Raw genomic sequence first — 13,863 nt, 5'->3', positions numbered from 1 at the left:
CCAGGAAGAGAGAGGTGCCTCTGACCGAGGCCGGGATCTATGCCGCCGCCCTGCGGCTCATCGACGCGGACGGGGTCGAGGCGCTCACCATGCGTAAACTTGCCACCGCGCTCGATGCGAACCCGATGTCGCTCTACCACCACGTGCCGAACAAGGATGCCGTGCTGCGCGGCGTGGCGAGAATGGTCGGCGCCCAGTTCCGCACCGTGACGCTGGAGGACGCCCCGTGGCAGGAGCGCATCCGCCTGCTCGCCACCGATTTCCGGACACTGGCGCACCGCCACCCCAGGTTCATGGGCTACTCGTTCAGCCTCCAGTCGGACTTCATCCAGCCCGACGACCCGTTCTGGAGTGAGCTCACGGCGATCCTGGACGCCGCAGGGTTGCCGCACCCTGAGCTCGCGCACTTCACCGCTCTCGTGGGCTTTGCCATCAACGGTGTCCTCACCGCCGAGCTCACCGGCGCGCTCCACCGGTGGTCGAGCCTCAACCCCGCCGGTCTTGGCGAAGACGGACGCACCCCTCCAGGCCCTGATGATGACCGCGTATTCCGCCTGGCGCTGGACACGATCATCATGGGCCTTGAGGGCCAACTCGCCGCTGTTGCTGAGGGTCGCGGCGCCGACCATTGATGGTGCGGTTCTGCAGCGTTGCCGCGATGGAACTTTCTGGCAGGCCGTCGGGTCCACCACGACGCGCAGGGCCACGGCAAGCGCCTTGGTCTGGCCGTCCGCCACGGTCAGGGCTGTCGCCGACCGCGCTCGGACATTCCGTCCTCCGCCGCCCGCGGTCGCAGCGAGCAGTTCCGCGTGGGTGACATGATCGGGCGCGGAGACGACCAGCTCGTCCAGCATCCCGCCCGCACCATCACCAGTACGGTGGCCGTCAAAGTCAGGACAAGGACCTTCAGAACATATGGCAGTGCCGCGTTCGCCACGGCGGCGTGAACCAGCAGCTCAATTGGCAGCATGGCTGTGACGTTGGCCAGGGCAAGGAACCATGCAATGCATGGATCGATGGATGTAATCCGGAGCCGTGCGGGCGGTAGTCATCCCGCCGCGGGGTCGAGGCTATTTTTCATACACTGTATGAATCTGTTACCGTCCGGATATGGAAAAGACGAAAAGTTCCCCGCGGGGGACCAGGAAGAGAGAGGTGCCCCTGACCGAGGCTGGGATCTATGCAGCCGCCCTGCGGCTCATTGACGCGGACGGGGTCGAGGCGCTCACCATGCGCAAACTCGCGACCGCGCTAGATGCGAACCCGATGTCGCTGTACCACCACGTGCTGAACAAGGACGCCGTGCTGCGCGGCGTGGCCAGAATGGTCGGCACCCAGTTCCGCACCGTGGCGCGGGAGGACGCCCCGTGGCAGGAGCGCATCCGCCTGCTCGCTACGGATTTCCGGACACTGGCGCACCGCCACCCCAGGCTCATGGGTTACTCGTTCAGCCACCAGGCGGACTTCATCCAGCCCGAAGACCCGTTCTTGGTTGCGCTCACCGCGATCCTGGACGCCGCAGGGGTGCCGCGCTCGGAGCTCCCGCAGTTCACCGCTCTCGGGGGCGTCGTCATCACCGGTGTCGTCACCGCCGAACTCAATGGCGCGCTCCACCGGTGGTCGAGCCTCAAACTCCCCACTGTCGGCGAAGACGGGCTCACCGTTCCAGGCCGTGACGTCCGCGTCTTCCGCCTGACGCTGGACACGATCATCATGGGCCTGGAAAGCCGACTCGCCGCCGACGGTGACTTTCAGGGCGCCGACCATTGATGATGCGGGCCTATAGCGTTGCAGCCTCAAAGAGCGCCCGTGGTCAGGCGGGTTGATTGGCGTCTTGGTCCAGGCATGAGGAGGAAAGTAGAAGCGATGAACACTCCGTTGCACCTGCGCTGGGACGGATCAGGCCGGCAGCAGCTCCTCGCCCGGGCTGAAGCGTTGCTCCAGCGGCGCGGACGGCGCCTGCTTGGAATAGCCGGGGCGCCTGGTGCCGGAAAATCCACCATCTCCGAATGGCTGCTGGAGCATCTGCTCACCAACCATCCCCGGCAGGTCGCCCTGGTCCCCATGGACGGATTTCATCTGGCGCAGTCGCTGCTCGAGTCCCGCGGGCTTGAGCATCGTAAGGGCGCTCCGGACACTTTCGACGGTGTCGGCTACGTCGCGTTGCTCCGCCGGCTGCGCTCGGAGACTTCGCGGGAGATCTTCGCGCCGGTCTTCCGCCGCGAAGTCAACGACGCGATCGCCGGGGCCATCGCCGTCCCGCCGGAAATACGCCTGGTCATCACCGAGGGCAACTACCTGCTCTTTGACGAGGACCCATGGAACGAGGTCGCATCGCTCCTGGATGAAACCTGGTTCGTGGAACTCGACCAGGACGAACGGCTGCGCCGGCTCACCGCCCGGCACCTGAAGTTCGATAACGACGCCGCCATCGCCGAATGGCGTGCAACCGGCAATGACGAACGCAACGCGCGCCTGGTTGCAGCAGGAAACCAGCGGAGCACACTCGTCATCGAGCACACGCCGTCGACCTTATCGGCGCCCGGCCTCGAGTAAACGGCCGGAAACCGAGCCGCTGCTTCATAGGGGCGGCGGCGTCACTCACTGCCTGGGACACAAAATGCCCACGAGGCTCATCATCGATGGTGTTCACGTGCCTTCATAGCCCCTTCTGGGCGGCGACTTGTCATAATTTCCGGTACCGGAGGATCTGCGGGTGGGGGAGTGCGTTCCAAGCGGCCGTTGGTGCGGTCAACGGGCTCCATCGGCATCAAGCTCAATTTCTACTCGCGTTCGTCTATGACGTGCTCCGGTATGCCAACGGCCAATATCGTGGTCCAGGCGGCACGATTCGGTTGTTAATGGAGCACGGATGCAACGATTGGGCGATAGATATCAGGCGGGTGTCAGCAGCGGGTCCGCTGTTGCGCCGGGGTCATTTGGGGGAATAGCAGTGTCCATAGAAACGGTGTCTAATTCCGGACTTTCGCGCGGCCAACGCAGCGCACGTTGGCTCCACTGGCTCTTGAATTTGTTCGTTGCGGGACCTCTGGCGGCCGGCCTTGGGTGGATGCTGAGCAACGTGCAAGGCCACATTCAGCTGTTGTCGGGAGAGGTCAGATTCGGGCACCCGGACTACGAGGCATGGAGGGCGGAGCTACGTGTGGAAAACCAACAAGGACTGGGCCGGAACGTGCCGGGTCTTCACGCTGAAGCTCGATGACGGCACCGCCCACACGGTGACATCCCAGTTCACCAAATGACAGCAGGAGGACTCATGAGAGGACCGTCCATAGCGGCAAGGGCGGCCTGGGCAGGCATTGCCGCGGCGGGCCTCATCCTGCTGTGCCTGGGTCTGGGCCAGACATTCTACTTCGGGTCCGTCACGAATGCCTTTGCGCGGGACCAGATCGGCAACACGCTCATCCTGGCCGGGGCCGTCCTTGATCTGGCGGCCGCCGGCTGGTCGCGGCATCGGGGCGATCCCTTGTGGGTCACTGTCACGGTAGCGGTCCCGGCAGTGGTCATTGGGGGACTGAATCTGGTCGTCGGCGACAGCCTGCTGCCGCACATCGCTGCGCTGGCCGCCGTCCCGCTGGGGGTGGTCGGGGTTATCGGCGGCGTCGTGGGTCAGCGGCGCCGAACGCCTTCGTGACCCCTCACGACAAACAAGAGTGGCCGCGCTCTCGGGGAGCAGTGCAGTGGAAGGGGGCGGCCCTTTTGTGAACTGGCGGCCGACTCCCGGGCGGTGTGTATATTGTGCACATTTGGTCGGCGGATCGGTTCGTGCTGGTGCCGGAAGGCCCGGATTCGTTATGTTTCCGGGAGTTCCCAGTGTTCGCAGGGGCTGGATGAAGTTCGAGTCCCACCTCGGGCACAGTATTCCCCCTCGTCAGAGGGGTTTATAGTCAAAGCCACGGATATCACCCGCTCCAGCCACTACCGTCACCTGCCGCCCCGACCCCCAGAGACACTGACCGAGGAGAACCCGCGGGGCGACTAAGAGAACGGCTCCCCGCGTCCGCGGCGGTCGGTGCACGCGACTCGAAGAGCACCCATGGACCGGTCCAGCTCAGGCCCGGGCATCGTCCCACGGTCTGCGCTTGGGTCCGCTTAGCGAGTAGATTGTTCACATCCGCTGATCTTTGAGGGTCCCGCGGATCAGCGAAACGAGCACGTGGACAAGGACCCGGATGAACCGGCCCTACCGCATCGACACTCACCAGCACATCATTCCGCCGGGCTATGAACGCTGGATGCACCAAAAGGGCATCCGCCCCGGCGGCCTAAGCCTGCCGTCGTGGTCCGAGCGCTCCGCGTTGAAGTTCATGAACAGGCACGACGTGCAGACCGGCATCCTGTCCTTGTCCACACCCGGCGTGTACTTCGGGGACGCCGTGGAGGCGCGGCTACGGGCGCGGGAGGTCAACGAGTACAGCGCAGAGGTGGTGGCCGCCCGACCGGAGCGGTTCGGGTTTTTCGCGACGCTCACGTTGCCGGACGTCGAAGGTGCCCTGGCGGAGGCCGAGTACGCCCTGGACACCCTGCTCGCGGACGGAATCGTGCTTCTGGCCAACAGCGCCGGCCGCTATCTCGGCGACCCGGGCTTTGAGCCACTGCTGGAGTTCCTGCACCACCGCAGGGCAGTAGTTTTCATCCACCCTGGTGCTCTGCCCGCTCCGGCGGTGCCTGGCATACCCACCTTCGTCGCTGATTTCTTGCTCGACACCACACCCGCACCGCCATCAGCCTGGTCCTGTCCGGCGCGATGGAGAAACACTCGGGAATCAAGTTCATCCTGGCCCACGCGGGCGGCTTCGTGCCATACATCTCCTCGAGGATCCTGCTGACGATGCTCAACGATAAGGACTTGGCCCTTAGCGCGTGGGCAGCGCTGGCAGATGAGAAGCAGTCCGTCCTGCGGCGGTTCTACTACGACGTCGCCCTGTCCGCCAGCCCGGCGGCCCTGCCCAGCCTCCTCGCGGTCGCTGACCCTAGCCGCATCATCTACGGCACTGACTTCCCCTTCGCCCCATCTATGGCGATCGATTTCCTGAACATGCAGTACGAGAACTACCCGTTGGGCCCCGTCCTGCGCGCAGCGATAGACCGCGGCAATTCCGAGGCGCTGTTTCCCCGCCTGAAGCTTGATCAAGGCTAAATCAAGGCAGCAACCAGCGATGTAGAAAACTCCGTACCGCTTCCTGTGCCGCCAACGACCAGCAGGTGTCATACCGGCTCTCCGGGGAAAAGTCCCGTCGTGACGTCGATGATGTTCTTGAGCATCGGGTAGGGCAGGGCGAACCGATGGAGTTGGTGACCGCCGGGGTGCCGCCGGCCCGGGCAGCCGCGGGCTTCGTTTGGTGCCGGCCGTTCCTGTTTATTGCGGTTACGGCGTGGTCGCCATTGATCGGGTCCTTGCGGGCGCCCAGACTCGTAAGCGCCCTGCGCGGCACTGTGCGGCGGAGATCGCATGGCGATCCAAGTGGGGTCCGACGTGGGATCGCCAGCGGTGCGGACTTGGCTCCGGAGTTGAGTGCTTGAATGGGGGCATGGTGGATCGCAGCGTACTGGTCTCCGGCGGCGGGATTGCCGGCTCGACCGCCGCGTATTGGCTGGCGAAGGCTGGCTGGTCGGTCACGATCGTGGAAAGAGCGGCCGGCACACGATCCAGCGGCAACCCTATCGACGTACGCGGAGCAGCGGTCGCTATCGCACGGCAAATGGGCATCTGGTCGCGCCTGGAGGACGCTGCCACCGGTGTCGAACGCCTGGTCTTCGTCGACGCGGACGGGCGGCCACAGGCCACGATCCGCACGCGCCAACGCGTCGACCGCCACGAGGAGGTCGAGGTCGCGCGCAATGAACTCGTCGGCTTGTTGTTCGACAGGGCCCGGGAGGCAAGTCTCATCATCCGGGACGACTCGATCGCCGCCTTGCATCAGGACGGCGGTGGAATCGACGTCGAGTTTCAGCGGACCCCTTCCCGTCGCTTCGACCTGGTCGTCGGAGCCGACGGAGTCCACTCCACCGTTCGGCGTCTGGCGTTCGGCCCCGAGGAACGTTTTTCCCGCCCATTCGGCATGTTCGTGGGCACCGCGCGCGCCCCTGCGCCGGTCGAGGATCCGCGCACCGTGCTGATGTACAACGAACCGGGAACCTCCTTGACCATCCATCCGGCGGGTGGGAAGCCCGGTTTCGCATTTATCTTCCGTGGGCAACACGATTTCGACTACCGCGATGCGGAACGAGGCAGGTGCCTCGTCGAGTCCACCTACGCCGGCGGCGGATGGCTCACCACGCTCGCGCTCGAGGAATGGGGTGCGTCCGGCGATAGGTACTTCGACGCCGTCACCCGCGTGGACGTACCGCAGTGGAGTGCCGGCCGCGTGGTGCTGGTCGGTGACGCGGCGAGTTGCATCTCGCTGTTCGGTGAAGGCTCCAGCAGCGCGATCGTCGGAGCCAAGACCCTCGCCGACGCGATTGCCGCCCATCCGGGCGACCACACCGCTGCTTTCGCCGGCTATGAACACACGCACCGCCAACACGTCCGACCGCTACTACGGGGCGCCGGCATCGCATCGCGCCTCCTCGTACCCAAGACCCGATCGGGCATCGCGGTGCGCAATGCGGTGTTAAGACGGCTTCGGAGGCTTGTTGCCTGAGTTTCGCGCCGTGCGATCCCGTTTCCTCCATAGGGAGCATGACCGGCTTCACCGAACCGGCACCGTTCACCGGCGCTCTGGTGTGCTTGCGAGCCGTCGAGTATTACGGCGCCCGTTGGGAGTCTTGCTTGGTTTGGGTGCCGGGTTGAACGGTTGGTATGCCGCGGGTGAAGACCAGGGCGAGCAGTGTCATCAGGGCAAGGATGGAGATGGCGCTGCGTAGCCCTTGGATCTGGCTGTCCGCGTTCGCCTCCGCGACCGCGTCGATAGTCGCGGGGGGAACGTTCGCGGCAGTGAGCGCGGCCCGCAGGTCCGCGTCGGAAACGAACGGAACCCCATCGGCGAGCTGTATTTGCGCCTGCGACTCTAGGGTGGCCGGGATTTCCGGGTTGTCGTGGATGATCGCGAAGAACGAGGCACTGAGCGCGGAGATGAGCACAGCGCCGGCTAGCGCGGTCCCGATCGAGGCGCCGAGCTGGGTGCCTGTGTTCTGCAGACCGCCGACCTCACCGCTTTGTTCGTCAGGCACGGCGGACACGGTGACGCTGCCGAGCTGGGAGGCCATCGCTCCCAGTCCGGAACCCGCGAGCAGCAGCGGCCAGGTCACGATCTCTGGACCCGCGCCGACTTCGAGCAGTGCGACCAGGAGCACCAGGCCGGTGAACAGGGCGACGAAGCCGGCGTTGACGACACGTCGTGGCGAAGCGTCCGGGCGCAGTTTCGGTATGCCGATGGCGAAGATCAGCAGAGTCAGCGAAAGAGGCAGCAGGCGCACGCCGGTCTCGATGGCTGAAAGCCCGAGCGCCACGGACAAGAACAGCGGGACGACGAAGAAAGTGCCTGCTTGGACTAGGTACATGAACAGGAAGGAGGTGACGCCGCTGCGCAGCTGGAGGTTGCGGAGCATCGCGGGGTCGATGAGCGCGCCCTTACCGCGTGCGATGCGCTGGTTCTCCCACGCCATGAAAACGGCCAGGACCGCACCGCCGCCGAGGATGAGCCAGATGACCGGAGACAGCCCGAGCCATTCAGGCGCGTTGGGCTTGGGCTGCACGAACCCCCACGACCCGGAGAGGAGGATGCCCATGACGATCAACGTGAGACCGAGCGCCGACAGCGCCGTGCCGACGAGGTCGAGGCGGACACCCTCCGCAGCGGGTGTGTCGTTAACGCGCCGCGCGAGCAGCAGGATGACGACCACGATGAGGACCTCGCCGGCGAACACCCAGCGCCACGATGCGTAGGTGGTGAAAGCGCCGCCGATCAGCGGCCCGAGCGCCGCCGCGATGGCGCCGGCGGCGGCGACCAGCCCGTACGCACGCGGCCGTTCGGGCTTGCCGAAGTTCGACGCGACGAGCGCCACGATCGCCGGCATGATCAGTACGGCTCCCAGACCCTCCAGGAATGACCAGCCGATGATCAGCACGGTCAGGTTCGGGGCCAGTGCCGTCGTCAACGATCCGCAGGAATAAACGACGCACCCGATCGTGAACGCCCGCTTCCGGCCGATGATCTCGCCGATCTTGCCGCCCGTAATCATCAACGACGCCATCACCAGCGTGTAGAGCGTGATCGCCGTCTGAATGCCGGTCACCGTGGTCCCGAGGTCGTTGGCCACCGTCGCGATCGCCGTGTTCATTACGGTGGTGTCCAGGGCCATCACGAACTGCCCCATCGCCAACGTCAACAGCACGACCCCGGCCGCACCCACTTGCCGCTCAGTCACGTCGCTCCCAGCCCCTCACTCTCCGTCGGACGAACCGCATCCAGGACTTGATGTTGCCCGCAACTGCCACTGGGCCGCAGTGATGCGAGCCGGCACATCGGCATCACCCCTGTCGGTCATGCGGGACCGCCCCAAGCGTGGCGAAGCTGAGTAGATAGGCCAAGTACGACGGCCACAGGGCGGAAAGCGCGGCCACGAGGTCCTCGGTGGGATCCGGGAAGGACGGCTATCTCCAGAATGATGAGCGTTATCGCAATGGCAAAGCGCGACGTCGCTGAATGCTTCCATCCGCCCTGTCTGATAAGCACGCGGCCGAGACTGTGACTGCCAGGCAGCGGACTGATCATCCATGGGGCCAGCATTGCACCCGTCCTGGATATCCGGCTCATCCAGAACGGACGATCTATTCGATCCGGTCACCTGAGCCACCCACCCGCCGGATCCTCGGCAAAGGACAGCGGAAATCATGACTGACGAAAACCGCATCGCACGCGCCGCGCTGACCCGCCTGTTAGAGCCCCGCGACATCGTGGGCGCGGTGGCTTGTTCGATTGTAGGGGTGGCGGGTTCAGGGCCCTGGCTGGTGGAGCTCCGCGTGCTGGGAGGTGGGCTGGACCCGGCAACTGACCGGCGTTGCCGGTCAGTTGCAGGTTGTCAGGTTGCCTCCCGATCCACGGTCGATCATCCACTTCTCACGCAGGCCGTGCTGTCACACCGTGGGGGCGATGTTCTGGTTCAACCGGAATAGATTGGTGGGGTCGTATTCGTTCTTCAGTTCCACGAGCCGCCGGTATGTTTCCGCCGGGTACGACGCCCGGACGAGTGCCGTATTCGCTTCACCCGTGAAATTGACGTAGGCCGCCGCATCCGGACCGAGCGCGGACGTCACGCCCCGGGCCCATTCGACGACATCCGCGAAGCCTTCCGCCGTCGGCGTGCGCGCAATAACATTGACGATGAATTCCTGGTCGCGGAGCGCGAAGGCCGTTGCTTCGGCAGGAACCCGGCCGACCGCGCCGCCAAGGTGGTGCAGGTGAATCTCCGTCATGGCGTTGGGCGAGGCTGCAAACGAGTCCAGCAGCACGCGCACGGACGCGTCGTCGGCGGTGCGGAGAAATGCCGAGCGGAAATAGTTGTGCACGCCCCGCGGGTACAGCGGATCGAGCGCCTGCTGCCACCCCGTGTACGGGTTGGCCGCGAACACATCGGCGATGACCGTGCCCAATGACCGGAAGGGCGCGGTGGCTGCCTCGCCGGCATCTAGATCGCCGGACCAGCACCCTCCCACAGCGATGACCGGCTTGCCGTGCACTGACTCTGGCAGGAACGGGACCGGCGGCGCCGTGGTCATGTTGACCAGCGTGGTCAGCTCATCGGGGGCCGCCGCGCAGGCCGCCCGATAGCCGCGCAACACCTGCTCCGCCTCTTCTGCGGGGTAGAAAACCAGGCCGGAAAGGACGATGGGCCCCACTTCGTGCAATTGATAGTCGAAAGACGTCACCACACCGAAATTGCCGCCGCCGCCGCGCAGTCCCCAGAACAAATCGGGGTGCTCGTCGGCACTGGTGTGAATAAACTGCCCGTCAGCAGTGACGACGTCGGCGCCGACCAGGTTGTCGCTGGCCAGCCCGTGCTTGCGCACGAGCCAGCCGATGCCGCCGCCGGTGGTGAAGCCGGCGACGCCGGTCGAGGACACCAAGCCGCCGGTCACCGCGAGCCCGAACTGCTGGGTCTCCGCATCCAGGTCCTTCCAGGTACACCCTGCCTGTGCAGCGACGCGGCGGCGTGCAGGGTCCACCTGCACCCCCTTCATCAGCGAAAGGTCCAGCACGATACCGTCGTCGACGGTGGAAAACCCGGGGATCGAATGTCCACCGCCGCGAACCGACAACGGCAACCCCTCGCTGCGCGCGAGATCGACCGTGCGGATCACATCTGCCACACCCGCACAGCGTGCGATGAGCGCCGGTCGGCGGTCGTGGGCCCCGTTCCAGATGCTGCGTTCGTGGTCGTAGTCCGCGTCCCCTGGCCTGACGACCGTGCCGCGCAGCCCGGCGGCGAACTCGGCGATGGTGGCCTCGCCGATGCGGGTCGGCCTAGTCTGCGTCGTTGTCACGATGCGTTCCTCCTGATTGATGTTTGTTTGCCAGATCCATTTGTCAGATCCAGCAACAACGCTAGAGGACCGTCCTCAACGGGCACTCAACGCCGTCTCAACATCATCATCCGAGTCCCGCCTACGCAGTGCCGCCAGCCGCTGGCCGGCGATGAGGCATCTCGTTCGGTCGAAAATCGCTCCAGCCCTGTCAATTTCGCGGGACGCCCGATGCGGGTCGCCGAGCTCGTTGGATAGCTCTGCCACCATCAACCGTTGCCAGCCCGTGTGTCGCCGCCATGGGGCGACTTTTTCCGCTGCCTGCCTGTACATTTCCCGCGCTGCCCGGACCTCCCCGGAGATCAGTTCGGCGGCACCGAGAATGGTCAGAGTGGCGCCCATCCCCACCTGATCTCCCGCGGACTCGAACCCTGAAAGGCAACGCCGAGCATCTGTCAGGCCGCGGTCGATATCACCACGCATGGCGCGGAGCAGGGCGATATTAATCTCGGTCAGCAGCTCGCCGCGTCGGTCGCCCAGACCGAGCCGAAGCTCCCGCGCCAAGGAAAGTGCCTCATCGGCCGCGCTGTGGTCGCCACAGTCGCGCAGAATGCAGCCAAGTTGGTGAAGTGTTTGCGCCCTGGCCAGGTCATCGCCTAAATCGGCGAAATGTTCGGCTGCATCCGTGATGACGGATATCGCAGACTGCGTGTCTTTCGAAAGTCTGGCCGCGTAACCGATCGCGGACAGCACGTAGCCTTTGGCTTGGATGACGCCAACCCGCCGGCCCAACAGCAGCGTCTCCTCGACGCAGGGGACCCACCGCCCGGCGATCGGGACCAGTTGCAGGCTGGGCGTGATCACCGGCAGGAAGGGTGGAGTGCCGGTCTCAGACTGTGCGAGTTCGCTCAGGCAGGTGTTTAGGTGACGGGCGGCGAGTGGTCCGTCCTCCCGGGACAACGCGCACTGGCCGAGCAGCCAACTGCTCGCAGCGCAATGTTCGGGTCTGCCACCCTCGACTGCCTCGGTGTGCACGTCGGCTGCCAGCTGTTCGGCCTCGTCCAAGTCGAAAGTGCTCCAGGCGAGCGAGGTCTCAATGAGCCGGGCCATCGCCACCTCGTCGGGGTTGCCGATCTCCCGCATAATTGCCAGGGCCTCCGCGCCGAGCGCCCGATGCCGATCGCCCCGGCCCTGCCGGCTGTCCAGCCCGGTCAGGCCGATCAGAGCAGCCGCACGAGCCCGGGTCGGGCCGGGAGCCACCGCCAAGGCACGCTCGACCCAACGGGCTCCCTCGACGGCGTGACCGCGGACGAACCAGAACCGCCACAGGCTGGCCGCGAGCCGGAGCGCGGTCTCGGGATCGCGGGCGCACGCCCAGCGCAACGCAGCGCGCAGGTTGTCGTGCTCGCGGTCGAGCGACTTCGGCTGTTCGATGACCACCCCGGTGGCCCGTTCGGGATTGTGGGATTCGGCGACGGCAAGGAAGTAGGCGCAATGCGCAGCCGCCAGTTGAGCCGCCTCGCCTGCATGATCGAGATTCTCCTGGCCAAACTGGCGGACCGTCTCCAATTGCCGGTATCGGGTTCCGGCGCCCCTCCTTTCGGTGACCACCAAAGACTTGTCCACCAGCTTGGCCAACAGGTCGAGCAGTTCGATCTGCTGGAGGGGCGCGTCAGCGCAGACTGCCACCACAGCGTCGAGGGTGAAACCACCGGCGAACACAGAGAGCCGGCGCAGCAGAACCTGCTCCGGTTTGGTGAGCAGTTCGTGGCTCCATTCCAAGGTGCCACGCAGCGTCTGGTGCCGCGTGACGCCGCTGGTTCCCCCGCCGAGCATGGACAAAGCATCACCCAATCCCTGGACGATCTCGGCAGGTTCGAGGACGGCCGTTCTGGCCGCGGCCAATTCCAAGGCCAGCGGCATCCCGTCGAGCCGTCGGCACAACTCTGTCACCCCCTGCGCGTTGTCGGCGTCGAGCGCGAAACCCGGCCGGACCTGCGCTGCCCGCTCAACGAAAAGCCGGACAGAGGGCAGACGGCCCAGCTCGGCCAGGTCGGGAGCGTCGGTCCGCAGGGGCGAGGGCAGGGGCAATGACGGCACCCGGTAGGTGTACTCCCCGTCGGCATGAAGTGGCTCCCGGCTGGTGGCCAGCACTTTAACGCCAGGAGATCCGTCAAGCAGCGCGACGACGAGTTGCGCACAGGCCGCGAGCAAGTGTTCGCAGTTGTCCAGCACGAGGAGCAGCGAGCGTCGCCGCAGTTGGTCGACCAGCGCTTGCACGCGGCTTGGTGCCGCGCCGGAATCCAACCCGAGGACCTCGGCTACGGCATCGGCCACCAGCAGCGACTCCCCAACGGCCGCGAGGTCGACGAACCAGACTCCGTCCACGTACTCGGGACGAACTATCCTCGCGGCCTCCAACGCCAGTCTGGTCTTGCCGCTGCCGCCAGCCCCGGTGAGGGTGAGCAGGCGCGCATGGCCCATCAGCCGCTCGACGTCAACGAGCTCGCGCTCGCGCCCGATGAAGCTTGTCAACGGGGATGGCAGATAACCGATGGCATCGTCTTTGCCGGTCACGCCGGCGGGCTGGTGGAGGCGTTCCTCGGGCGGCGAGCCGGTCAACAACTCGCGAAACAGTTGCACCGTCCGGGTGTCCGGGTCGGTCCCGAACGCGTCGAGGAGTTCGTCGACCAGCCGCTCATATCGTGCCAATGCTTCCGACCGCCGGCCCATCCCGGCCAGCACCACCATCTGCGCGCGCACGGCTCCCTCATGGACGGGATCGGATTCGAGCGCATGGGTGAGGATGACCAACGCTTCCTGCGGCGCGCGCTGTGCCACCGTGGACGCCAGTTTCACCAGTACCTCGCGATGGATTTCCCGGACCTCATCGCGGCGTGTCGTCAGCCAGTCTGCATCCGGCAGCTCCGGCAGAAGATCACCGCTGTACAAGTCGGCTGCATCGCGCAGGCTTGCCTCGACACCTGCAGCCAACGCTGCCACGGCCGAACGCTCGAAGTGCAGGACATCGACATCGACCGGGCCAGTGTCATCCAGCACGACCACTTCCCCGCGGATGGCGAGCAGCCCGTCGCTGCCGGCTCCAGCGCTTGCGAGCGCACGGCGGGCGACGTACAGGGTCTGATGCAGATTTCTGGCCGCGGCCACTGGCTCCATGTCAGGCCACAGGCGGTCCAGTACCTGCTCGCGACGGCCACGCTGACCACGCGCCAGTGCCAGCATTGCCACCACGGCCTTTGCCTTCTGCAGCCTCCAGTGGCTGTTCTCGACGGCGTTCCCGTTGACGTACACGATGAACGAGCCGAGAAGCTGGATGCGCAACCCGCTTTGGGTGGGCTTCATGGTTCTTCAGTATC

The 13,863-nt window shown here is 65.6% G+C and carries 11 protein-coding genes and 1 pseudogene; 9 read left to right on the top strand and 3 right to left on the bottom strand.

Annotation, left to right across the window (positions count from 1 at the left end):
• Positions 1–14 precede the first annotated feature (14 nt).
• The 9 genes and pseudogenes from B5X90_RS02355 (at position 15) to B5X90_RS02325 (ending at position 6,665) form a co-directional block, all read left to right on the top strand.
• Positions 15–632, top strand: a complete 618-nt coding sequence (locus B5X90_RS02355; protein ID WP_079549880.1) for a TetR/AcrR family transcriptional regulator — start codon at positions 15–17, stop codon at positions 630–632.
• A 177-nt stretch (positions 633–809) separates the two neighbouring features.
• Positions 810–947, top strand: coding sequence for a hypothetical protein (locus B5X90_RS21185; protein ID WP_179129014.1), 138 nt, complete (start codon positions 810–812; stop codon positions 945–947).
• Positions 948–1,155: 208 nt separating this feature from the next.
• Entirely contained in the window at positions 1,156–1,770 is a 615-nt protein-coding gene (locus B5X90_RS02345; protein ID WP_079549879.1) for a TetR/AcrR family transcriptional regulator, read from the top strand.
• A gap of 96 nt (positions 1,771–1,866) precedes the next feature.
• On the top strand, positions 1,867–2,556 hold the full coding sequence (locus B5X90_RS02340) for a nucleoside/nucleotide kinase family protein (protein WP_079549878.1): 690 nt from the start codon (positions 1,867–1,869) through the stop codon (positions 2,554–2,556).
• A 584-nt stretch (positions 2,557–3,140) separates the two neighbouring features.
• Positions 3,141–3,263: pseudogene (locus B5X90_RS21180) on the top strand (PxKF domain-containing protein); the annotation flags it as partial.
• 14 nt (positions 3,264–3,277) lie between these two features.
• A complete protein-coding gene (locus B5X90_RS02335; protein ID WP_079549877.1) occupies positions 3,278–3,655 on the top strand; it encodes a hypothetical protein in 378 nt (125 codons plus the stop codon).
• 538 nt (positions 3,656–4,193) lie between these two features.
• Positions 4,194–4,850 (top strand): amidohydrolase family protein, encoded by a 657-nt coding sequence (locus B5X90_RS02330; protein WP_218670158.1) that lies wholly within the window; start codon positions 4,194–4,196, stop codon positions 4,848–4,850.
• A complete protein-coding gene (locus tag B5X90_RS21365) occupies positions 4,769–5,161 on the top strand; it encodes an amidohydrolase family protein (RefSeq protein WP_218670157.1) in 393 nt (130 codons plus the stop codon). Before B5X90_RS02330 ends, B5X90_RS21365 begins: the two co-directional genes overlap by 82 nt.
• A 391-nt stretch (positions 5,162–5,552) precedes the next feature.
• Entirely contained in the window at positions 5,553–6,665 is a 1,113-nt protein-coding gene (locus B5X90_RS02325) for an FAD-dependent oxidoreductase (RefSeq protein ID WP_079549876.1), read from the top strand.
• Between the two features lie 103 nt (positions 6,666–6,768).
• Here B5X90_RS02325 and B5X90_RS02320 read toward each other — a convergent pair whose 3' ends face one another.
• From B5X90_RS02320 to B5X90_RS02310, 3 genes are all read right to left on the bottom strand, one after another.
• Positions 6,769–8,391, bottom strand: a complete 1,623-nt coding sequence (locus B5X90_RS02320) for an MFS transporter (RefSeq protein ID WP_256860014.1) — start codon at positions 8,389–8,391, stop codon at positions 6,769–6,771.
• 709 nt (positions 8,392–9,100) lie between these two features.
• A complete protein-coding gene (locus B5X90_RS02315) occupies positions 9,101–10,507 on the bottom strand; it encodes an FAD-binding oxidoreductase (RefSeq protein ID WP_079549875.1) in 1,407 nt (468 codons plus the stop codon).
• A 75-nt stretch (positions 10,508–10,582) separates the two neighbouring features.
• Positions 10,583–13,849, bottom strand: a complete 3,267-nt coding sequence (locus tag B5X90_RS02310; protein WP_079549874.1) for a BTAD domain-containing putative transcriptional regulator — start codon at positions 13,847–13,849, stop codon at positions 10,583–10,585.
• Positions 13,850–13,863: the final 14 nt, after the last annotated feature.

It is taken from the genome of Arthrobacter sp. 49Tsu3.1M3, from assembly GCF_900168135.1.
Taxonomy (GTDB): Bacteria; Actinomycetota; Actinomycetes; order Actinomycetales; family Micrococcaceae; genus Arthrobacter.
The sequence above is the reverse complement of the archived record's forward strand: the minus strand, read 5'-3'. Positions and strand labels throughout refer to the sequence as shown.

Coding starts and splice junctions, on each gene's coding strand:
- B5X90_RS02340 (WP_079549878.1), top strand. CDS start 1,867: ATGAACACTCCGTTGCACCTGCGCTGGGACGGATCAGGCCGGCAGCAG.
- B5X90_RS21365 (WP_218670157.1), top strand. CDS start 4,769: ATGGAGAAACACTCGGGAATCAAGTTCATCCTGGCCCACGCGGGCGGC.
- B5X90_RS02330 (WP_218670158.1), top strand. CDS start 4,194: ATGAACCGGCCCTACCGCATCGACACTCACCAGCACATCATTCCGCCG.
- B5X90_RS02335 (WP_079549877.1), top strand. CDS start 3,278: ATGAGAGGACCGTCCATAGCGGCAAGGGCGGCCTGGGCAGGCATTGCC.
- B5X90_RS02325 (WP_079549876.1), top strand. CDS start 5,553: ATGGTGGATCGCAGCGTACTGGTCTCCGGCGGCGGGATTGCCGGCTCG.
- B5X90_RS02310 (WP_079549874.1), bottom strand. CDS start 13,849: ATGAAGCCCACCCAAAGCGGGTTGCGCATCCAGCTTCTCGGCTCGTTC.